At 71.6% G+C, this 20,537-nt stretch carries 20 protein-coding genes and 3 tRNA genes; 14 read left to right on the top strand and 9 right to left on the bottom strand.

Going from position 1 to position 20,537, the window contains the following annotated elements:
• From orn to ACSQ11_RS11750, 4 genes are all read left to right on the top strand, one after another.
• Positions 1 to 687: an oligoribonuclease gene (gene orn / locus ACSQ11_RS11765; protein WP_436005580.1), complete on the top strand. Its 687-nt coding sequence runs from the start codon at positions 1 to 3 to the stop codon at positions 685 to 687.
• Between the two features lie 49 nt (positions 688 to 736).
• A tRNA-His gene (locus tag ACSQ11_RS11760) sits at positions 737 to 812 on the top strand.
• Between the two features lie 65 nt (positions 813 to 877).
• Complete coding sequence (locus ACSQ11_RS11755) at positions 878 to 1,492, top strand: copper resistance CopC family protein (protein ID WP_436005578.1); 615 nt, start codon at positions 878 to 880, stop codon at positions 1,490 to 1,492.
• A 73-nt stretch (positions 1,493 to 1,565) separates the two neighbouring features.
• Positions 1,566 to 1,641 (top strand) — tRNA-Lys (locus ACSQ11_RS11750).
• 50 nt (positions 1,642 to 1,691) lie between these two features.
• Here ACSQ11_RS11750 and ACSQ11_RS11745 read toward each other — a convergent pair.
• Complete coding sequence (locus tag ACSQ11_RS11745) at positions 1,692 to 2,123, bottom strand: SRPBCC family protein (protein WP_436005576.1); 432 nt, start codon at positions 2,121 to 2,123, stop codon at positions 1,692 to 1,694.
• A gap of 205 nt (positions 2,124 to 2,328) precedes the next feature.
• On the opposite strand from ACSQ11_RS11745, the gene ACSQ11_RS11740 reads away from it, so the two are divergent.
• Positions 2,329 to 2,910: a DUF305 domain-containing protein gene (locus ACSQ11_RS11740; protein ID WP_436005574.1), complete on the top strand. Its 582-nt coding sequence runs from the start codon at positions 2,329 to 2,331 to the stop codon at positions 2,908 to 2,910.
• A gap of 29 nt (positions 2,911 to 2,939) precedes the next feature.
• Here ACSQ11_RS11740 and ACSQ11_RS11735 read toward each other — a convergent pair whose 3' ends face one another.
• Both ACSQ11_RS11735 and bcp read right to left on the bottom strand, forming a co-directional pair.
• Positions 2,940 to 3,191 carry a DUF3618 domain-containing protein gene (locus ACSQ11_RS11735; protein ID WP_436005572.1) on the bottom strand — a complete coding sequence of 84 codons (252 nt, stop codon included), beginning with the start codon at positions 3,189 to 3,191 and terminating at the stop codon, positions 2,940 to 2,942.
• Between the two features lie 4 nt (positions 3,192 to 3,195).
• A complete protein-coding gene (gene bcp / locus ACSQ11_RS11730) occupies positions 3,196 to 3,672 on the bottom strand; it encodes a thioredoxin-dependent thiol peroxidase (protein WP_436005570.1) in 477 nt (158 codons plus the stop codon).
• A 634-nt stretch (positions 3,673 to 4,306) separates the two neighbouring features.
• On the opposite strand from bcp, the gene ACSQ11_RS11725 reads away from it, so the two are divergent.
• Positions 4,307 to 4,386: transfer RNA gene (locus tag ACSQ11_RS11725), tRNA-Leu, on the top strand.
• Between the two features lie 102 nt (positions 4,387 to 4,488).
• On the opposite strand, the gene rdgB is transcribed toward ACSQ11_RS11725, so the two are convergent.
• The 6 genes from rdgB to clpS form a co-directional block, all read right to left on the bottom strand.
• Positions 4,489 to 5,124, bottom strand: a complete 636-nt coding sequence (gene rdgB, locus ACSQ11_RS11720; RefSeq protein WP_436005568.1) for an RdgB/HAM1 family non-canonical purine NTP pyrophosphatase — start codon at positions 5,122 to 5,124, stop codon at positions 4,489 to 4,491.
• Positions 5,121 to 5,882, bottom strand: a complete 762-nt coding sequence (rph, locus tag ACSQ11_RS11715) for a ribonuclease PH (RefSeq protein WP_436005566.1) — start codon at positions 5,880 to 5,882, stop codon at positions 5,121 to 5,123. The genes rdgB and rph overlap by 4 nt, the downstream gene beginning before the upstream one ends.
• 10 nt (positions 5,883 to 5,892) lie before the next feature.
• Positions 5,893 to 6,684 carry an MBL fold metallo-hydrolase gene (locus ACSQ11_RS11710; protein ID WP_436005564.1) on the bottom strand — a complete coding sequence of 264 codons (792 nt, stop codon included), beginning with the start codon at positions 6,682 to 6,684 and terminating at the stop codon, positions 5,893 to 5,895.
• Positions 6,681 to 7,523: a glutamate racemase gene (gene murI / locus ACSQ11_RS11705; protein WP_436005562.1), complete on the bottom strand. Its 843-nt coding sequence runs from the start codon at positions 7,521 to 7,523 to the stop codon at positions 6,681 to 6,683. Before murI ends, ACSQ11_RS11710 begins: the two co-directional genes overlap by 4 nt.
• 9 nt (positions 7,524 to 7,532) lie before the next feature.
• Positions 7,533 to 8,243, bottom strand: coding sequence for a DUF2017 family protein (locus ACSQ11_RS11700; RefSeq protein ID WP_436005560.1), 711 nt, complete (start codon positions 8,241 to 8,243; stop codon positions 7,533 to 7,535).
• A gap of 117 nt (positions 8,244 to 8,360) precedes the next feature.
• Positions 8,361 to 8,651 carry an ATP-dependent Clp protease adapter ClpS gene (clpS, locus tag ACSQ11_RS11695; RefSeq protein WP_436005558.1) on the bottom strand — a complete coding sequence of 97 codons (291 nt, stop codon included), beginning with the start codon at positions 8,649 to 8,651 and terminating at the stop codon, positions 8,361 to 8,363.
• Between the two features lie 24 nt (positions 8,652 to 8,675).
• Between clpS and ACSQ11_RS11690 the strand changes: the two genes are divergently transcribed.
• The 8 genes from ACSQ11_RS11690 to ACSQ11_RS11655 all read left to right on the top strand — a co-directional run bounded on the left by ACSQ11_RS11690 (position 8,676) and on the right by ACSQ11_RS11655 (position 20,500).
• The gene (locus ACSQ11_RS11690; protein ID WP_436005556.1) at positions 8,676 to 9,986 is read left to right on the top strand and encodes a nicotinate phosphoribosyltransferase; all 1,311 of its coding nucleotides are present in this window, start codon (positions 8,676 to 8,678) and stop codon (positions 9,984 to 9,986) included.
• 104 nt (positions 9,987 to 10,090) lie between these two features.
• Positions 10,091 to 11,452, top strand: coding sequence for an MFS transporter (locus ACSQ11_RS11685; RefSeq protein WP_436005554.1), 1,362 nt, complete (start codon positions 10,091 to 10,093; stop codon positions 11,450 to 11,452).
• Between the two features lie 6 nt (positions 11,453 to 11,458).
• Complete coding sequence (locus ACSQ11_RS11680; protein ID WP_436005552.1) at positions 11,459 to 13,615, top strand: molybdopterin oxidoreductase family protein; 2,157 nt, start codon at positions 11,459 to 11,461, stop codon at positions 13,613 to 13,615.
• A complete protein-coding gene (locus tag ACSQ11_RS11675) occupies positions 13,612 to 15,072 on the top strand; it encodes an FAD-dependent oxidoreductase (protein ID WP_436005550.1) in 1,461 nt (486 codons plus the stop codon). The genes ACSQ11_RS11680 and ACSQ11_RS11675 overlap by 4 nt, the downstream gene beginning before the upstream one ends.
• 85 nt (positions 15,073 to 15,157) lie before the next feature.
• On the top strand, positions 15,158 to 17,734 hold the full coding sequence (gene nirB / locus ACSQ11_RS11670; RefSeq protein WP_436005548.1) for a nitrite reductase large subunit NirB: 2,577 nt from the start codon (positions 15,158 to 15,160) through the stop codon (positions 17,732 to 17,734).
• Entirely contained in the window at positions 17,731 to 18,129 is a 399-nt protein-coding gene (gene nirD, locus ACSQ11_RS11665) for a nitrite reductase small subunit NirD (RefSeq protein ID WP_436005546.1), read from the top strand. The genes nirB and nirD overlap by 4 nt, the downstream gene beginning before the upstream one ends.
• Positions 18,126 to 19,364 (top strand): uroporphyrinogen-III C-methyltransferase, encoded by a 1,239-nt coding sequence (gene cobA, locus ACSQ11_RS11660; RefSeq protein ID WP_436005544.1) that lies wholly within the window; start codon positions 18,126 to 18,128, stop codon positions 19,362 to 19,364. The genes nirD and cobA overlap by 4 nt, the downstream gene beginning before the upstream one ends.
• Positions 19,361 to 20,500 (top strand): uroporphyrinogen-III synthase, encoded by a 1,140-nt coding sequence (locus tag ACSQ11_RS11655; RefSeq protein ID WP_436005542.1) that lies wholly within the window; start codon positions 19,361 to 19,363, stop codon positions 20,498 to 20,500. The genes cobA and ACSQ11_RS11655 overlap by 4 nt, the downstream gene beginning before the upstream one ends.
• Positions 20,501 to 20,537 lie beyond the last annotated feature (37 nt).

Raw genomic sequence — 20,537 nt, 5'->3', positions numbered from 1 at the left:
ATGTCATCGACGCCTGACCGAGCCCTCACCGACCGCATCGTCTGGATCGACTGCGAGATGACCGGGCTTTCCCTCGACAACGACGCGCTCGTGGAGGTCGCGGCCCTCGTCACCGACTACGAGCTCAACGTCCTCGGCGAGGGTGTCGACGTCGTCATCCGGCCGAGCGACGAGGCCTTGGCGCAGATGGGCGACTTCGTCCGCGAGATGCACACGACGTCGGGCCTCATCGACGAGCTCGCAGGTGGCGTGTCGATGGAGGAGGCCCAGCAGCGCGTCCTCGACTACGTCCGCGAGTGGGTTCCGGAGCCGCGCAAGGCCCCCCTCGGCGGCAACACCGTCGGCACCGACCGCGGCTTCCTCGCGCGCGACATGCCCGAGCTCGAGCAGCACCTGCACTACCGCGTCATCGACGTCTCCTCGATCAAGGAGCTCTCGCGCCGCTGGTACCCGCGTGCCTACTTCGCCGCCCCCGAGAAGTCCGGCGGGCACCGTGCCCTGGCCGACATCCGCGAGTCGATCGCCGAGCTGCGCTACTACCGCTCCGCCGTCTTCGTCGAGCCCCCCGGCCGGTCGAGCGAGGAGCTCCGTGCGCTCGCGGCCGAGCACGTCGTCGACCACTCCAGCCCGGCATCCGGGGCGGTCGCGGACGTGGTGGGGAGCACCCCCGAGGAGCAGGTACGATAGTCCGCGCTGCCACGGACGAACTCGTTCGTATGCCGTGACAGTCACCTTGGTGGGTGTAGCTCAGCTGGTAGAGCACCGCGTTGTGGTCGCGGGGGCCGCGGGTTCAAGCCCCGTCACTCACCCCAAGGTCGAAAGCCCCTGCAGAGCAGGGGCTTTCGTCATGCTCTGGGACGTTTGTGAGACTGGGGGCATGCGCCTCACCGTCCGCGGACTCTCCCTGGTCATCCTCACCGCCCTCGTGGGCCTGTTCGTCGGCGTCCTGCCCGCGAACGCGCACTCGCGGCTGCTCTCGATCACACCCAAGGACGGAGCATCGGTCCCGGCCTCTCCTACGGAGGTCGTCCTCACTTTCAACGAGGACGTCAACCCGGAGTTCGTCACCGTGCGCGTCACGGACGGCGAGGGGACGGTCGTCGCCGGACAGGACGCGGCCGCGCAGGGTGCGGTGGTCACGGCACCCGTGACCGAGCCGATCTCGGCCGGTACCTACAAGGTGACCTACCGCGTGGTGAGCGCCGACTCGCACCCGATCTCGGGGTCGGCGACGTTCACCGTCGAGGGCGACGCCCAGGCCTCCCCCACGGCCGCACCCAGCGCCACGCCGTCCACGTCCGCTGCCTCTCCCAGCGCGTCGGCGAGCACCCCGGCGAGCCCGTCGCCGAGCCAGACGAACGTCGCCGGCGACGCCGACACCGCAGCCTCCGGCGGCCCGCCCACTTTCGTCTGGTTCGTCCTCGGCGCAGGCGTCCTGGCTGCCCTCGGAGGGGCCACGATCGCGATGCTGAGGAGCCGCAACTCCGCGTGACTTCGCGGTGGTGACGAGGGCAAGGCAGCCGATTTCGCAACCGGGCACGACCGCTGCTAATGTCTCTCCTCGCGCGCCATTAGCTCAATTGGCAGAGCAGCTGACTCTTAATCAGCGGGTTCGGGGTTCGAGTCCCTGATGGCGCACCAGACAGAGCCCCGCACGGTCCGCCGTGCGGGGCTCTTCGCATCGTCGGAGCTCACGTGGCGAACCGGTCGAGCGACCGTCGCCACATCCACGAGATGACCGGGTTCATCGTGTGGTGCAACACGAACATGGAGACCTTGTCGCGCAGGCGGACCGGGTGGGTGTCCCATTCGACGTGCACACGGCTGCCTCCCGCGGCGGCGGGCTCGACACGCATGAACCCTTCTCCGGGCGCCCCGTGGTTCGTCTCCAGCTCCGTCCACCGGACCACTCGGGGGTCGGACCAGTCGTAGCGAACGATGACCCAGAACGGGGAGTGTGGCGACCCCTCGCGAGCCACGGCCCATGTGTCCCCCTCGTCCATGAGCTCGTAGACATTGGCGTCGAGCGTGGTGCTCCAGATCGCGAGGCGACGGTCCGTGAAGTCGGTCATCGCCTCACGGACCTGATCCGGTGATGCCCGGGTGACGAGATCGAACCTCATCTCGATCAGCCACCCGCCCGGGTGCGTCCCATGGCCAGCAGGCTAGTGATCGCATCCCCGCACCCACAACCACCCGTCGCGGCCAGCGAAACGGCCCTCTGACCGCGCGTGTCGATGGGCTGGGCGAGCAGGGACCAAGGCCCCTGTGCGTCGGGACCTGGCCGGAGCAGCGTGGACCCAGGAGCTCCCCGAGGAGGTGCGCGTCATGCGTCGTCGCACAGCGATCGTGGTGACGGTCCTGGCCTTCGTGTCGATCCTGTCCGGCTGCGTCGTCCAGCGATCCCCGGACACCAGGACGATGCACGGTGCCCACGCGGTGATGGCGACATCCTCCTCCGAACCGTCCTACCTCGCCGAGATGGTGCCGCACCACGAGGAGGCGATTCGCGCGGCCCGGGAGCTCGCGCGCTCGGAGCGACCCGAGATGCGCCGGCTCGGCGAGGACATCGTCGCTTCACAGTCGGCGCAGGTCGAGCAGATGCGCGGATGGCTCGACCGGTGGTGGCCCGACACGGCCGAGGACACGGCATACCGGCCGATGATGCGCGACCTGAGCGGTCTCGACGGCGACGCACTCGACCGCGCGTTCCTCGACGACATGGTCGGTCACCACATGGTGGCCGTCATGATGTCGCAGCGGCTCCTGACAGGACTCGCCGCGGTGCACCGGGAGGTCGCCGACCTTGCCCGCCGGGTCAGCGCCGACCAACGCGCGGAGATCGCTCGGATGCGCGCGTGGCAGTGGGCGTGGTTCGGCGAGCGTGGCTCGATGATGTACGGCAGGTGACGGCGTTCGCCCTCACCAGCGGTGGCGAATCAGCGCCGGCGCCGCCGCAGGACCTTGAGGGCGACGATGACCGCGACGACGGCCACGGCGGCGGCGACGCGCTCGACGCGCAGGTCACCCTCCGGGGTCGTCGTGGCGTCGGCGAAGCGCGCCTTGGCCTTCTCGACCTCGCGCTTGGCGATGGCCGACGGGGTGGCCTTGGCGGTGATCTCGTCGAGGGTGCGGGCCAGGCGCACGCGGCGCTCGGCGATGTCGGCCTCGAGGGCGGAGATGGAGCTCATCGAATCAGTCCTCACTCAGTCCGAGGTCGCGACGCAGCTTCGCGACGTGTCCAGTGGCCTTGACGTTGTAAAAGGCGTGCTCGACCTTGCCGTCCTCGTCGACGACGACGGTGGACCGGATCACGCCCTGCACGACCTTGCCATAGAGCTTCTTCTCCCCGAAGGCGCCCCACGCGGTCATGACGGCCTTGTCGGCGTCGGAGAGCAGGGTGAGCGAGAGGTGCTCCTTGTCGCGGAACTTCGCGAGCTTCTCCGGCTTGTCGGGCGAGATGCCGAGGACCGTGTAGCCGTCGCTCTTGAGTGACTCGAGGGACTCGCTGAAGTCGCACGCCTGCTTGGTGCACCCGGGCGTCATGGCCGCCGGGTAGAAGTAGACGATGACCTTGCCGCCGCGCAGGTCCGAGAGCGTCACGCTCTCACCCGTGTCGGTGCTCAGGGTGAAGTCCGGTGCGGTGTCGCCCGGAGCAAGTCGGTCGGTCACGCGGTTCTCCTCGTTGGTCGGCTCTCGCCAAACTATCAGCGAGACACCGACAGCCAGTGCGCGAGGCGGGACTCGAAGTCTCCTGTCTGTGCCGATGCCTAGCCTCATTCAATGGGGCGGGCGAGATACACGCGGGAACTCTTGGCACCGGTTGTTGCTGAGGCGGATTCGTATGCGGATGTCCTGAGGCGGCTCGGGCTGGCACAGGCGGGCGGGACGCAGGCACACGTTGCACGTCGAATCAGGGCTTTCGGCATCGACACCTCCCACTTCACACGACGGCGGCATGCCAAGCCTCAAGTCATGCTCACGCCCGATGAGATCTTTGCGCCGATCCCTGTAGGCGCCCTGCGAAGGAAGCCACACCACCTCAAACGTGCTCTCCTGGCGATCGGGCGCCCCTGGATCTGTGCGCTCTGCGGAAACGCCGGAGTGTGGTGTGGTCAACCGCTCACGCTGCACGTTGACCATGTTGACGGCGACTTCCACAACAATCGCCCGGACAACCTTCGCTTCCTGTGCCCGAACTGTCACTCTCAGACGCCCAACTTCGCAGGCAAGAGCAAAGGATGGCGGTCACGCGGCGCCGATGCGGGCGACTAGCATCTGGCACGGCTGTCACGCGCAGCCACTGGCCAGAGTGGTGGAATTGGTAGACACGCGGCACTTAGGATGCCGTGCTTCGGCGTGGGGGTTCGAGTCCCCCCTCTGGCACCCAGAGTGGCCTCCGGGCAGTTTCCCCGCGACCTCCACGAATCTGCTTCGCCCACCGGCCGTGCGTCTGACGAGACGGCACGGGCACCACCCCCTCGCACGCTAGCTGCGGAGGCGCTCGCGCAGGATCGGCACCATGGCCCGGAAGGCCCGGCCCCGGTGCGAGATGGCGTTCTTCTCGACGTCGGTGTACTCGGCCAGCGAGCGGGTGTCGCCGTCGGGCACGAAGATCGGGTCGTAGCCGAAACCGTTGTCCCCGACCGGGTCGCGACGGATCGTGCCGGTGACGCGACCCTCCACCGACTCGACCGATCCGTCGGGCATGGCGAGCACGGCGGCGCAGACGAACGATGCCGTCCGGTGCTCGTCGGGCACGTCGCCGATCTGCTCGAGCAGGAGACCGAGGTTGGCGCGGTCGCGCTCGGCCCGGGCCGCGTCGGCGCCGGCGTGCGAGCCCGACCACCGGGCGGAGAAGACGCCGGGCGAGCCGCCGAGGACGTCGACGGCCAGACCCGAGTCGTCAGCGACGCTGGGCAGGCCGGTCACCTTCGCGACAGCCACCGCCTTGAGGCGGGCGTTGCCCTCGAACGTCACCTCGCTCTCGACCACGTCCGGGGCGTCGGGGAAGTCGGAGGCACCGACGACCTCGAGCCCGATCTCGTCGGCGAGGTCGGCGAGGATCTGCCGCAGCTCGTGGACCTTGTGCTCGTTCTGGGTGGCGAGGACGAGGCGGGTCACCGCTGGCGCTCCCTCGGGGTCGTGGCGAGGGCTTGCTGCTGCGCCTCGGTGAGCGCCGCACACCCGAGTGCGGCGAGGTCGAGCAGGGCGTTGAGGCGGTCGCGGTCGAACGCGGCGTCCGCACCCTCGGCGGTGCCCTGCACCTCGACGTAGCGACCTGAGCCGGTCATGACGACGTTCATGTCGGTGTCGGCGGTGGAGTCCTCGGGATAGTCGAGGTCGAGCACCGGCTGCCCGGCGACCACACCGACGCTCACGGCGGCGATGGAGTCGACGAGGGGCGAGGCGTTCTTGGCGATGAGGCCCTTGGCGCGCGCGTCCTCGATGGCATCGACGAGCGCGACGTAGGCGCCGGTGATCGACGCGGTGCGGGTGCCGCCGTCAGCTTGGAGGACGTCGCAGTCGATGACGATCGTGTTCTCGCCGAGGGCCTTCGTGTCGATGACAGCGCGCAGCGCCCGCCCGATGAGGCGCGAGATCTCATGGGTGCGGCCACCGACCTTGCCCTTGCGCGACTCACGGTCGGAGCGGGTGTTGGTCGAGCGCGGCAGCATCTCGTACTCGGAGGTGACCCACCCGGTGCCCTTGCCCTTGAGCCAGCGCGGGACGCCCTCGGTGAACGAGGCGGCGCACAGCACGCGGGTCTTGCCGAACTCGACGAGGACGCTGCCCTCGGCGTGGTCGAGCCAGTTGCGGGTGATGCGGACCTCGCGGAGGTCCTCGGGGCTGCGGCCGTCGTGTCGCGTCGATGAAGTCACACCGAGCAGGCTAGACGTCGCGGCGCTCCGGGGGTGAGCCGAGGTCGTAGACCGCGTCGGGCTCGGCCACCTCGACGCCGGGCCAGTACGGCTCGGCCTGCGCCCGGCACACCTCCGCGTCGTTCCAGGACGGCATGTGGGTGAGGACGAGCCGCTGCACTCCCCCGGCCCCCGCCGCGGCCTGCGCCGCGCGGCTGGCGGTGAGGTGGATGCCGCGGACCTCGTCGCGCCCGTCGACGAAGGCCGAGTCGGCGAGCACGAGGTCGGCGCCCGCCATGAGCGGAGCGAGGTTGTCGCACGCGTCGGTGTCACCGGTGTAGGCCAGGACGGCGCCGTCGGCCTCGACGCGGAAGCCGAACGCCTCGACCGGGTGGTGGACGGCATACGGAGTGATGGTGAGGGGACCGACCTCGACGGCGACGCCGTCCTCGAGCCGACCGAACGAGAAGACCTTGTCCATGCCGCCGTCCTCGAGCCCGTGGTACATCAGCGAGACGCGTGACGCGGTGCCACGAGGCCCCCAGACGGGGAGCCGTCGGCCGGGCGGGCCGTCGGGCGCGTAGGTGTGCGCGACGTAGAGGCCGCAGAGGTCGGCGCAGTGGTCCGGGTGCAGGTGGGTGAGGAAGACCGTGTCGAGGTCGGCCGGGGCGACGTGTCGTTGCAACGGTCCGAGCGCCCCCGAGCCGAGGTCGAGCAGGACGTTCCAGGTGCGGCCGTCGGCCTCGGCGCTGACGAGGTAGCTCGACGCCGCAGAGTCCGGGCCGGCGAAGGACCCGCTGCATCCGATGACGGTGACCTTCACGCGACCACCCCGTGGGGCGCGGCGAGTGAGGACAGGTCGACCGGCGACGTGAAGACGTGGCCGACGTCGGAGCCCAGACCGAGGAACCGCAGCGCCAGGCGCCGGAACACCTCGGGGTCACCCGTCGTCGTGAAGCCGTGCTGGGGCGGTGGTGCGTCGTCGCGCCGCAGCTGGTCGAGGTCGGCGAGCACGCGGTAGAGCTCCTTGGCCGTCTCCTCGGCCGAGGACACGAGGGTGACGTCGGGACCCATGACGTAGGAGATGACGCCCGCGAGCAACGGGTAGTGCGTGCACCCGAGGATGAGGGTGTCGACGTCCTGCTCCTGGAACGGTGCGAGGTAGTCACGGGCGACCTCCCGCAGCTCCTCGCCGCTCGTCACGCCCGACTCGACGAAGTCGACGAAGCGTGGCGCCGCGCCGCTCGTCACCGTGAGATGGGGCGCCGCGGCGAACGCGTCGAGGTAGGCACGCGACTGGTGCGTGCCCACCGTGGAGATGACACCGATCCGGCCGGTACGCGTCGCGCCCACGGCCCGTCGGACGGCAGGACGGATGACCTCGACCACCGGCACGTCGTAACGCTCGCGCGCGTCGTGCAGGACGGCGGCGCTGGCGGTGTTGCACGCGATGACGAGCGCCTTGACACCGTGGTCGACGAGTCGGTCGAGGCACTCCAGCGCGAACGCCCGCGTCTCGGCGATCGGGCGAGGGCCGTAGGGAGTGCGGGCGGTGTCACCGAGGTAGGCGACCGACTCGTGCGGGAGCTGGTCGATCACGGCACGGGCGACCGTGAGGCCGCCGTAGCCGGAGTCGAAGATCCCGATGGGTGAGTCAGCCACCGTGCAAGGTTATGCGGTGGGGGTGTCACCCGGGAGCATCGCCGTGGCGAGCGTCTCCTGAAGCCAGGTGAGGAAGTCGTAGACCGACATCGCGTGCAGCCGGGGGTCGTCCTCGTCCATCTCGGCCAGCTCCTCCTCGAGCCGGTCGACGTCGGCGTCCTCACGCAGGCCGAGCCGTTCGCCGAGCACGAGCCGGACGTCGGTGAGCGCCACGACCATGTCGACAGCGGTGCGCTCGTCGAGCTCGACGCCGGTGCCGGGTGCCCGGAGCGCCGCGATCGCGGAGGCGAGGTGTCGCGCCTTGCGGGTGCGCAGTCCGTGCTCGGTCAGGCGGCGAAACTCCGCAGAAGCCTGGTCGTCGGCGCGGTTGCCCGCGGGCAGCAGCCGCTCGAGCGCCGGATCGCGGTCGCCGAACGAGCGCGCGTCGCTCGGCACGGGGCGGTCGTCCGGCACCTGGTCCTCGGCCGACACCGAGACGCCCATGCCCAGACCACCCAGGCCCGAGACGATGGCGTCGAAGTCGTCGACGGGGTTCCCCTCGCCGAGCGAATCACCCTGTGCCGCAGCCGCATCGGCGCTGGGAGCCGGTTCGGGCTCGGGGGCCACGAGGTCGTGGACCTGCTCCATGAGACCGGCGACGACCGCACGCTCCACGGCATCGAGCTTCGCCGTGTAGCGGACCTGACCACCCTTCTTCTTGCGGGCGAACGCGCGCGCCATCAGTCGTCCTTCTGCCTGGTGGTCTCCACCTTGCTCGTGGGGACTTCGCGACGGACCATCAGTCGTCCTTCTGCCTGGTGGTCTCCACCTTGCTCGTGGGGACTTCGCGACGGACCATCAGTCGTCCTTCTGGAACGTGGCCCACAGCCCATAACCCTGCAGCGCCTCGGTGTCGATCTCCATCTTCTCGCGCGGCCCGTGGGAGACGACGGCACGACCCTTGGTGTGCACGTCCATCATGAGCTTCTCGGCCTTGGCCCGGTCGTAGCCGAAGTACGTCTGGAACACATAGGTCACGTAGGACATGAGGTTGACCGGGTCGTTCCACACGAGCGTGATCCACGGGACGTCGGGCTCGGTGAGCGAGTCGGAGGAGGTGATCTCCTCCTGCACGGGCGCGATGGACACGGCTCCCACAATAGGGTGCCGTGGGTGAGCCCCTCCTCCCCCGCTCCCTGCGCCGCGCTCCTCACCGACCACTACGAGCTGACCATGGTCCAGGCCGCACTGCGGTCCGGCGCCGCGTCACGGCAGTGCGTCTTCGAGACGTTCGCCCGCCGGCTGCCCGATGGCCGGCGCTACGGCGTCGTCGCCGGCACCGGCCGCCTCCTCGACGCGATCGAGCGCTTCCGCTTCGGCGACGACGAGATCGCCGCACTCCGCGAGCGCCGGGTCGTCGACGACGAGACGCTGGACTTCCTCGCGGGCTACCGCTTCGAGGGCGACATCCGCGGGTATGCCGAGGGCGAGGCCTACTTCCCAGGTTCCCCGGTGCTCGTGGTCGAGTCGGACTTCGCGCACGGTGTCGTCCTCGAGACGCTCGTGCTCTCGATCCTCAACCACGACAGCGCGATCGCGAGCGCCGCGTCCCGCATGACCGGCGCCGCCGGCACCCGCCCGTGCATCGAGATGGGCTCACGCCGCACGCACGAGGAGGCCGCCGTCGCGGCTGCGCGGGCGGCATACATCGCGGGGTTCGCGACGACCTCGAACCTCGAGGCGGGCCGCCGCTGGGACGTGCCCACGGCGGGAACCGCCGCGCACGCCTTCACCCTGTTGCACGACGACGAGCGCGAGGCGTTCGCCGCGCAGGTCGAGGCGCTCGGCGTGGGGACGACGTTGCTCGTCGACACCTACGACGTGCAGCGTGCCGTCGAGATCGCGGTCGAGGTGGCCGGCCCGGAGCTCGGTGCGGTGCGACTCGACAGCGGCGACCTGCTCGTGCAGGCGCGTGAGGTGCGCGAGCAGCTCGACTCGCTCGGCGCGACGAAGACCCGGATCGTCGTGACGTCCGACCTCGACGAGTTCGCCATCGCGGGGCTCGCGGCCGGCCCGGTCGACGCCTACGGCGTGGGAACGCAGCTCGTCACCGGGTCCGGTGCGCCGACGGCGGGCATGGTCTACAAGCTCGTCGCCCGCACCGACGACTCCGGCGAGCTGGTCGGCGTCGCCAAGGCGAGCAAGGACAAGACGTCGGTGGGCGGCCGCAAGTTCGCGCTGCGCCGCCGCAACGAGCGCGGCACGGCCGAGGCCGAGGTCATCGGGATCGGCGAGCCGCCCGTCGACGACGGCGACGACCGCACGCTGCTCGTCGACTACGTGCTCGGTGGCGAGCTCGTCGGCGCCGCTCACGCCACGCTTGAGGGCGCCCGAGACCGACACGAGGCGTCGATGGCCGAGCTGCCCCGGTCGGCGCACCAGCTCAGCCGGGGCGAGCCGGCGATCCCGACGACCTACGTCTGAGCCGACTTCTCACAGCGCCACCACTGCTGCTGTGCGTTGAGTGTTACGGACGGTTTACTCGCATCGACGGGGCCTGAAACACCGTCCCGACAGGGTCTCCTGCCATGGAAACCACGACGACGCCGGAGGACACGGCGCGCCAGACCACCCTCGTCCCGCCCCGGCCTCGCACCCGTGGCGGTCGCTGGATCGAGCACTGGGACCCCGAGGACGCCGGCTTCTGGCAGTCCACCGGCCGCAGCGTCGCGCGCCGCAACCTCACCTTCTCGGTCCTCGCCGAGTTCCTCGGCTTCTGCGTCTGGGCGTTGTGGTCGGTCGTCGTACCGCTGCTGCCGGCGGCCGGGTTCGACCTCACCCTCGACCAGCAGTTCTGGCTCATCGCGGTGCCGAGCCTCGTCGGCGCCACGATCCGCATCCCCTACACGTTCGCGGTGCCGGCGTTCGGCGGCCGCAACTGGACGGTCATCTCGTCGCTGCTGCTCGTCCTGCCCGCGTCCGCGCTGGCCTTCGTCGTCACTCGTCCGGAGACGTCGTTCGGCGCGCTCCTGCTGTGCGCCGCACTGGCCGGCTTCGGCGGCGGCAACTTCGCCTCGTCGATGACGAACATCTCGTTCTTCTTCCCCGAGGCGGAGAAGGGAAAAGCGCTGGGGCTCAATGCCGCTGGCGGCAATCTCGGCACCGGTGTCGTGCAGATGGTGGTCCCCGCGATCATCGCGATCGGCGCCGGCGTCCATCTCGAGCGTGCCGGTCTGGTCTTCGTCCCCCTCGCCCTGCTGTCCGCGTTCGCGGCCTGGCGCTGGATGGACAACCTCGCCGGCATCAAGGCCGACTACCGTTCGTTTGCCCTCGCGACGAGGAACCCCCACACGTGGGTCATCTCGTTCCTCTACATCGGCACCTTCGGCTCCTTCATCGGGTATGCCGGTGCGTTCCCGACCCTGCTCAAGAGCCAGTTCCCGACGGCACCCCTGGGTCTGGCCTTCGTCGGCGCACTCGTCGGGGCGCTCGCCCGCCCGCTCGGCGGGATGGTCGCGGACCGGTTCGGTGGGGCGCGCGTCACGATCGGGTCGTTCGGCCTCCTGGCCGTCGGGGCGTTGGCCGCGGTCGAAGGGCTGCGGTCCGCGAGCTTCCCGCTGTTCTTCGGCGCGTTCCTCGTCCTGTTCACCGCCGCCGGTATCGGCAACGGCGCGACCTACCGGATGATCCCCGCGGTCTTCCGCGCGGGAGTGTCGCCGGAGGCGCTGCCCACTGCGCGCAAGGCGGCCGCCGGCTGCATCGGCATCGCCGGCGCGGTCGGCGCCTACGGCGGCTTCTTCATCCCCCGCGGCTTCGCCATGGCCAAGGATGCCTACGGCTCGCTCGTGCCGGCGCTGCTCGTCTTCGTCGTCGCCTATGTGCTCATGGGCCTGACGACGTATGCCGTGTACCAGCGTCGTGGTTCGGCGCTCGCCTCGGAGACGATCTGAGCCTCGATGACCGACGTCGCCACGCACTGCCCCTACTGCGCGCTGCAGTGCGCCCAGACGCTCACGCCGGGACCCTCCGGCGTGGGCGTCGCGGGTCGTGACTTCCCGACCAACCGCGGAGGTCTGTGCCAGAAGGGCTGGACGAGCGCCTCGGTGCTCAGGGCGCCGGACCGGCTCACGACCCCACTGGTCCGTGGCGCGTCCGGCGAGCTCGAGCCCACCTCGTGGGAGGCCGCACTCGACCTGGTTGCGCTGCGGCTCAGCGAGATTCGCGCAGCGCACGGAGCCGACGCCGTCGCCGTGTTCGGTGGTGGCGGGCTCACGAACGAGAAGGCGTACCAGCTGGGCAAGTTCGCCCGGATCGCCCTCGGCACGGCCAACATCGACTACAACGGCCGTTTCTGCATGAGCAGCGCCGCGGCTGCCGCCAATCGGTCGCTCGGCGTCGACCGTGGCCTGCCCTTCCCCCTCACCGACGTCGGTGGCGCCCAGGCCGTGCTCCTGCTCGGGAGCAACCTGGCCGAGACGATGCCTCCCGCCGTCGCGCACCTCTCAGGGGCCCGTGCGGCCGGAGGTCTCGTCGTCGTCGACCCGCGGGTGAGCACCACCGCCACGCTCACCGACGACGGTGCGGGCGTGCACCTCCAGCCGGTTCCCGGCACCGACCTCGTCGTGCTGCTCGGGCTGCTGCACGTGGTCTTCGCGGAGGGTCTGGACGACACGGCATACATCGCTTCTCGCACGACGGGAGTCGAGGACGCGCGCCGCCTCGCGGCGGCGTGGTGGCCCGAGCGCGTGGAGCAGGTCGCGGGTGTCCCGGCGGGCCGGCTGCGCGAGACCGCGCGCCTGCTGGCGGTGGCCAGCCCCTCGCGAGGCGGGGCCGGTGCCTACGTCCTCACGGGTCGCGGCGTCGAGCAGTCCACGCAGGGCACGGCGGCCGTCAACGCCGCGATCAACCTGGCGCTCGCCCTCGGGCTGCCGGGTCGCGTCGGCTCGGGCTACGGAGCGGTCACCGGTCAGGGCAACGGGCAGGGCGGGCGCGAGCACGGGCAGAAGTCCGACCAACTCCCGGGCTACCGGATGATCGACGACCCGGAGGCACGGGCCCATGTCGCCGCCGTGTGGGGTGTGGCCCGGGAGGTCATCCCCGGCAAGGGCAAGCCCGCCGTCGAGCTACTGGACTCGCTCGGCCGCGAGGACGGGCCCAAGGCAATGCTCGTCCACGGCGCCAACCTCCGGGTGTCGACGCCGAACTCACGCCACGTCGGCGAGCGGCTCGACGCCCTCGACCTGCTCGTCGTCTGCGACGTCGTCCCGTCCGAGACCGCCCAGCGCGCCGACGTCGTGCTGCCCGTGCTCCAGTGGGCCGAGGAGGAGGGCACGATGACCTCGCTCGAGGGCCGGGTCCTCCGTCGCCGCAGGGCTGTCGACGCACCCGACGGAGCACGCTCGGAGCTCTGGGTGTGGCGCGAGCTCGCCACCCGCCTGGGCTCCCCCGGCACCTGGGACACCGACGCCGCGCTCGTGTTCGACGAGCTCGCGAGGGCCAGCGCGGGCGGCCGCGCCGACTACAGCGGACTCAGCCACGCACGCCTCGACGCCGAGCCCGACCTGTTCTGGCCCTGCCCGGCGACCGACGGCGAGCCGCACCCCGGGACGCCACGCCTGTTCCTCGACACGTTCCCGACGGTGGACGGGCGGGCCCGGTTCGTCGCCGTCGACGACCACGGCCCCGACGACGACGTGCGCTCCGACGCACCCGTCCACCTCGTCACGGGACGCGTACTCCAGCACTACCAGTCGGGCGCCCAGACCCGGCGCGTCGACGAGCTCGTCGTCGCCTCCCCCGAGGCGTTCGTCGAGATCCATCCCGTCCTCGCGGACCGTCACGACATCACCTCAGGCGACGACGTCACGCTCACCAGTGCCAGAGGGACGGTGACCGCGCCCGCCCGGGTCACCGACCGGGTCCGACCCGACACGGTCTTCATGCCGTTCCACTGGGCCGGGGACGCCAGCGTCAACCGGGTCACCAACGACGCCACCGACCCGGTCTCGGGGATGCCCGAGTTCAAGGTCTGCGCCGTGAGCGTGTGCCGGGCCGACCCCCAGCCCACCCAGGACCCGCCCCGACACCGCAGCGACACGGAGGTCCCCGCATGAGACTCGTCGTCATCGGCAACGGCATGGTCGGGTCGCGGTTCGTCGAGGACCTCCTCGCCCGCGACCTCGCCGGCAAGTACGACGTCACCGTCATCGGTGCCGAGGGCTGCGAGCCCTACAACCGCGTCCTGCTCAGCGAGGTCGTCGCGGGCCGTCACGACCTCACCTCGCTCACCCTGCCGACGCCGCAGCACCCGCGGCTCACCGTGCTGCGCGGCACCGCGGCCGCCGCCATCGACCGTGAGGACCGTGTCGTCACCACGACCGACGGGAGCCGCCACCGCTACGACCAGCTCGTCCTCGCCACGGGGGCCGAGGCCCGTATCCCGCCGCTGGCCGGACTCGACGCGGGCGACGGACGGCTGCCCGTCGGCGTGCACGCCCTACGCAGCATCGACGACGCCCGCGAGATCATCGCCGCCACGCTCAACTCCCGACGGGCCGTCGTGCTCGGCGCCGGCGTCCTCGGGATCGAGGCCGCCAGCGGGCTCGCCCAGCGCGGGTGCGCCGTGACGATCGTCCACCCGGCCGATGCCCTCATGGAGCGCCAGCTCGACGGCTCGGCCAGCAGCGTGCTCGCCAGCGCCATGCCCGAGGTCGGCATCCACCCGAGGATCGGGGTGGGCGCACAGGCGGCGATCGTCGCGGACGGGCGACTCAGCGGCATACGCCTCACGGACGGCGACGTCGTCGAGTCCGACCTCCTCGTCGTCGCCACGGGCACCATCGCCAACGCAGCCCTCGCCGCCTCTGCCGGGCTCCCTTGCGAACGCGGCATCCTCGTCGACGACGCGGCCGCCACCGCGGACCAGCGCATCTTCGCCATCGGTGACTGTGCCCAGCCGCCCTCGGGTGCCATGGGCCTCGTCGCCCAGGGCTGGGACCAGGCTCGCGAGCTCGCCGAGCGGCTCACCGGCACGTCATCGCGCAGCCGCCCGACCGGCGGCAGCAGCGACGTCGTCCGGGTCAAGGCCCACGGGCTCGACGTCGTGACCATGGGCGTCTGCGGCGGCCTGCGCCCCGACGACCCCTCGCACCGCACGCTCAGCCTCTCCGACCCCGCGGCCGGTCGGCACGTCGAGGTCGTCGTGTCCGGCGAGCGTCTCGTCGGCGCCACGTGCATCGGCGCGGGCCAGGTCGCCGCGGACCTCGTCGCCGCCTACACCCGTCGCACCCCCGTGCCGCGCGACCCCGCCCACCTCCTGCTCACGGCCCTCGCGCCGGTGCCGGTGGTGTCGGCCTCGCCCGAGTCGCTCCCCGACGACGCCACGGTGTGTCGCTGCAACGGCGTCACCAAGGCCGAGATCGGCCAGGCACACGCGTGCGGCTCCCGCTCCGTGGCGGAGGTGGCCGCCGCCACGCGGGCGACGACGGGCTGCGGCGGGTGCAAGGCCGAGGTCTGCGACCTCCTCGACTGGCTGGGAAGCCGTGCCCCGGCGACGGCGACCTCTCCGTGACCGGTCACGAGGTGTGAGAACCGTTTTACGCAGGTGAAACAGTCGAACCACAGTCCCGAAACCGCCCGTCCGTAGCGTCCCGCACATGCTCAAGGACCAACCCACCCAGCACCTCGTCGTCGTCGGCGGCGGCATGGTCGCCCGCCGGCTCATCGACGCCCTCCGCGCCCGAGACGAGGCCGGGCAGTGGTCGGTCACGCTGCTCTGCGAGGAGCCCCGAGCCCCCTACGACCGCGTCGCCCTGACGTCGTACTTCACCGGCCGCCACCCCGAGGACCTCGCGCTCGGTGGCCAGGAGCTCTGGGACGACCCGCTCGTCACCCTCCGTCGCGGCGTCCGGGCCGAGTCGGTCGACCGCGAGGCCAGGACCGTCACGACCAGTGGCGGTGCCGTCCTCGCCTACGACGCGCTCGTCCTGGCGACCGGCTCGTATGCCGCCGTGCCCCCGGTCCCCGGGAAGGACCTCCGCGGGGCGTTCGTCTACCGCACCATCGACGACGTCGCCGACCTGCGCGCGTTCGTCGAGAAGCGCCGCGCTGAGCTCGACCGGCCGGTTCGCGGCGCTGTCGTCGGCGGCGGCCTGCTCGGCCTCGAGGCCGCCGGCGCACTCACCGCGCTGGAGGTCGAGTCGACCGTCGTGGAGTTCGCGCCCCGGCTCATGCCCCTGCAGGTGGACGATGGTGGTGGCGCCGCACTCAAGCGGCTCATCGAGGCGCTCGGTGTGACGGTCCGGACCTCCACCGCCACGTCGAAGATCGTCGGCGACCGCGGCACGGTCTCGCGGATGGAGTTCGGTGAGGGTCCTGCCCTCCACGTCGACGTGGTGATCTTCGCCGTCGGTGTCCGGCCACGCGACGAGCTCGCCCGGGACTGCGGTCTCGAGGTGGGCGAGCGCGGAGGGGTGGTCGTCGACGAAGCCTGTGCCACAGCCGATCCCGCTGTCTGGGCGATCGGCGAGGTGGCCAACATCGGTGGTCGCTGCCTCGGACTCGTCGCCCCCGGCTACACGATGGCCGAGATCGTCGCGGACCGGCTGCTCGGAGGCGGCGGCACGTTCCCCGGCGCCGACCTGTCGACCAAGCTCAAGCTCCTCGGGGTCGACGTCGCGAGCTTCGGTGACGCGTTCGCGCAGGAGCCGGGCGGACTCGAGGTCGTCATCTCCGACCCCGTCGCCGGCGTCTACAAGAAGCTCGTCATGAGCGACGACGCCCGGACCCTGCGCGGCGGCATCCTCGTCGGCGACGCCAGCGCCTACGCCGCGCTCCGCCCGATGGTGGGCCGGGAGCTGGGAGGCGACCCTGCGGCATACCTGCTTCCCGAAGGCGCGGGTCCGGCACCGGTCGGCGAGCTCCCCGACGACGCGACGGTCTGCTCCTGCAACAACGTCACCTCGGGCGCGATCCGCTGTGCCGTGACCGAGGGCGGGTGCACCGACCTCGCCGGCGTCAAGGCGTGCACCCTGGCCGGGACGAGCTGCGGCTCCTGCCTGCCCCTGGTCAAGCGCCTCGTGACGACCGAGCTCGAGAATTCCGGGGTCGAGGTGAGCAACGCGCTGTGTGAGCACTTCGACCTGACGCGGGCGCAGCTCTTCGACGTCGTCCGGGTGCAGGGCCTCACGACCTTCAGCGAGATCGTCGCGGCGCACGGTCGCGGCCGTGGCTGCGACATCTGCAAGCCGGTCATCGGCTCGATCCTCGCCTCCCTCGGCACCGGCCACATCCTCGAGGGCGAGCGGGCAGCGCTGCAGGACACCAACGACCACGTCATGGCCAACCTCCAGAAGGACGGCTCCTACTCCGTGGTCCCCCGCATCCCCGGAGGCGAGATCACGCCCGAGGGCCTCATCGTCATCGGTGAGGTCGCCAAGGACTTCGGGCTCTACACCAAGATCACCGGTGGCCAGCGGATCGACCTCTTCGGCGCGCGGATGGACCAGCTGCCGCAGATCTGGAAACGGCTGGTGGACAACGGGTTCGAGTCCGGGCACGCCTACGGCAAGTCGCTGCGCACGGTGAAGTCCTGCGTCGGGTCGACGTGGTGCCGCTACGGCGTGCAGGACTCGGTCGGGCTCGCGATCGCCCTCGAGCTGCGCTACCGCGGCCTCCGTTCGCCGCACAAGATCAAGCTCGGCGTCTCGGGGTGCGCGCGGGAGTGCGCCGAGGCCCGCGGCAAGGACGTCGGGGTCATCGCGACGGACAACGGGTGGAACGTCTATGTCGGTGGCAACGGCGGCTTCACCCCGAGGCACGCCCAGCTGCTCGCCGAGGACCTCGACACCGAGACCCTGGTGCGGACGATCGACCGGTTCCTCATGTACTACGTCCGCACGGCCGACCGCCTCCAGCGCACCGCGGCCTGGGTCGAGGACCACGAGGGCGGCCTGGAGTCCATCCGCTCCGTCGTCATCGACGACAGCCTCGGGATCGGCGCCGACCTCGACGCCGCGATGAGCGGCCACGTCGACGGCTACGAGGACGAGTGGGCAGCCGCCCTCGCCGACCCCGACACGCTGCGGCGCTTCGGGTCGTTCGTCAACGCACCGGACGCCGTCGACGACTCCCTCGCCTACGTGTCCGAGCGCGGCCAGGCCCGGCCCGCCACCCCCGACGAGCGCGCCGGTGGCGTGCTCATCGCCGGCACGACCCTGGAGGTTCGCCGATGACCACCGACGTCGCGACGCAGGAGCCCACGCTGGCCCTCGCCGCCTGGATCCGCGTGTGCCGCCTCGAGGACCTGTCACCGGAGCGCGGCTCGGCCGCGCTCGTGGGCGGTGAGCAGGTCGCGCTCTTCCGCACCCACCGCGACGACGTGTTTGCCGTGCAGCAGCTGGACCCGTTCTCGGGAGCCCATGTCATGTCGCGAGGCATCGTCGGCACCCGCGGCGAGGCACCGACGGTCGCCTCCCCGATGTACAAGCAGGTGTTCGACCTTCGCACCGGGGAGTGCCTCGACGCCGTCGGCAAGGAGCCGCAGGCGCTGCGCACGTGGGCGGTCGAGGTGCGCGACGACGTCGTGCACCTGGCCCGACCCGAGCCTGACGAGTGGGACGCGACATGACGACCCTGCTCGGGGTGGACCTCGTGGGCCGACCCGTGCTCGTGGCCGGCGGCGGGCCGGTGGCCGCAGCCAAGGCGGCCGCCCTCGTCGCCGACGGGGCGCTCGTGCACGTCGTCACCCCGGTGACGTGCGAGGCCATGCTCGACCTCGTCGACGACGCCGCCGTGACGTGGAGCCGGCGTGAGGTCACCCCGGACGACGTCGCCGGGACGTGGTTCGTCGTCGCCGCCACTGGCGACTCGGCCGTCGACCGGGACCTGTGCGCCCGGGCCACCGCAGAGAGGGTCTTCAGCGTGTGCGCCGGCGCGGCCGAGCACGGTACGGCTCGCAACCCGGCCGTGACCGAGCACGCGGGCCTGCGGGTCGGTGTCGTGTCGACAGGCCGGCCTGACCCGGGGCGGGCGGTCGCCGTCCGCAACGCCCTCGTGGTGCACTTGCAGACCGCGCAACTCGACCTGCGGACGCGGCGTGCGGTGCCCGGCGCGGCCGGACGCGTGCTGCTCGTCGGCGGTGGCCCAGGGGCCGAGGACCTCATCACCGTGCGTGGTCGTCAGGCCCTGGCCCAGGCCGATGTCGTCGTCACCGACCGGCTCGGTCCGACCGGCCTGCTGCGCACCCTGCCACTCGACGTCGAGGTCATCGACGTCGGCAAGACGGCGGGACACCACCTCGTGCCGCAGTCCGAGATCAACCGGATCCTCGTCGAGCAGGCACGACGGGGCCGCACCGTCGTCCGGCTCAAGGGGGGCGACCCCTTCGTCTACGGGCGCGGGGGCGAGGAGGTGCTCGCCTGTCGCGAGGCCGGTGTCGACGTCGAGGTCGTCCCCGGCGTCAGCAGCGCGCTCAGCGCGCCGGGAGCGGCCGGCATACCGCTCACGCACCGCGGCACGGTCGGTGCGGTCCACGTCGTCCACGGCCACGAGCGGATCGACCGGCACGCCCTGGCAGCGGTCGCTGCGGAGAGCGCGACGCTCGTCGTCCTCATGGGAGTGCGCCGCCTCGCCGAGCACGTGCGCGACCTGCGGGCAGCGGGCGCTGCCGCCGACCTCCCCGTGGCCGTCGTCGAGGACGCGACGACGCAGCGGCAGCGGGTCACCACCGCTCCCCTGGCCGAGGTGGCCGACGTGGCCGCCCGCGCGGGGGTGCGCGCACCCGCCGTCATCGTCGTCGGCCGTGTGGCCGACCCCTGCCTGCTGGCACCCACCACGCCCGCGCCCACGGGGGTGCCTGCATGACCGCATCCCGCCCGCAGCCGACGCTCGGCCAGGTCATGGCCGGGTGCGTCGTCCTCGTGACGGCGGACCGCCGCTCGAGCGAGCTGGCGTCGGCGCTGAGTCGCCGCGGAGCGACCGTGCGCCACGCTCCCGCGCTGACCATCGTCCCCCACGAGCACGACGAGGAGCTCGTGCTCGCCACCAAGCAGCTCATCGACTCCCCGCCCGACGTCGTCGTGGTGACCACCGGGATCGGGCTGCGTGGCTGGATCGAGGCGGCCGACGCCGCCGGCCACGCGGACGAGCTGCTCGACGTCCTCGGTCGGGCCCGAATCGTGGCCCGCGGGCCGAAGGCACGTGGTGCGATCCAGGCCGCGGGCCTCACGGCCGACTGGGTCGCCGAGTCCGAGACCTCTGCCGAGATCCTCGAGCTGCTCCTCGACGAGGGCGTCGCCGGACTGCGGATCGCCGTCCAGCACCACGGCGCCGGAGCGGACGGGCTCGACACCGAGCTCGCGGCGGCGGGGGCCGACGTCGCGAGCCTCGTCGTCTATCGCTGGGGGCCCACGCCGGACCCCGTGGCCCTGGCCGCGTCGGTGCGGGACGCAGCAGCCGGGGAGATCGACGCCGTCGTCTTCACGTCGGCGCCCGGTGCCCATGCCTGGCTCGCCGCCGCGGATGCCGAGGGTGCGCTCGACGGGATCGTGGACCGGCACCGTTCGGGCTGCCTCGTGGCGGCCGCGGTGGGTCCCGTGACCGCCCTGCCCCTGCAGGAGAGGGGGATCGAGCCGCTCGTCCCCGACCGAGGACGTCTCGGCGCTCTGGTGCGCAGGCTGGTGCACCACTACGAGGCCGCACAGTCCACTGCCGTCGCCACGGCGACCGGTCACCTCCAGGTCCGCCGTACGGTCGCCCTGCTCGACGGCCACGTCCTTCCGCTCTCACCGAGCGGGCTCGGAGTGCTGCGCCTCCTCGTCGACGCCGGTGGCGACGTCGTGTCGCGGGCCGACGTCCTGCGCGTCCTGCCCGGTGAGTCCACGGATCCGCACGCCGCCGAGGTCGCGGTCGGCCGGCTGCGCGACGCCGGTGGGCGCGCTCTCGTCCAGACCGTGGTCAAGCGCGGCTACCGGCTGGCCCTCGCCCGGACCCCCGACTGACTGCCTGTTCGGGTCGTGCCGTGGGACGACCCGAACG

This window comes from Knoellia sp. LjRoot47 (assembly GCF_964253435.1).
Classification (GTDB): domain Bacteria; phylum Actinomycetota; class Actinomycetes; order Actinomycetales; family Dermatophilaceae; genus Knoellia.
This window is presented reverse-complemented; position numbering and strand designations above follow the sequence as displayed.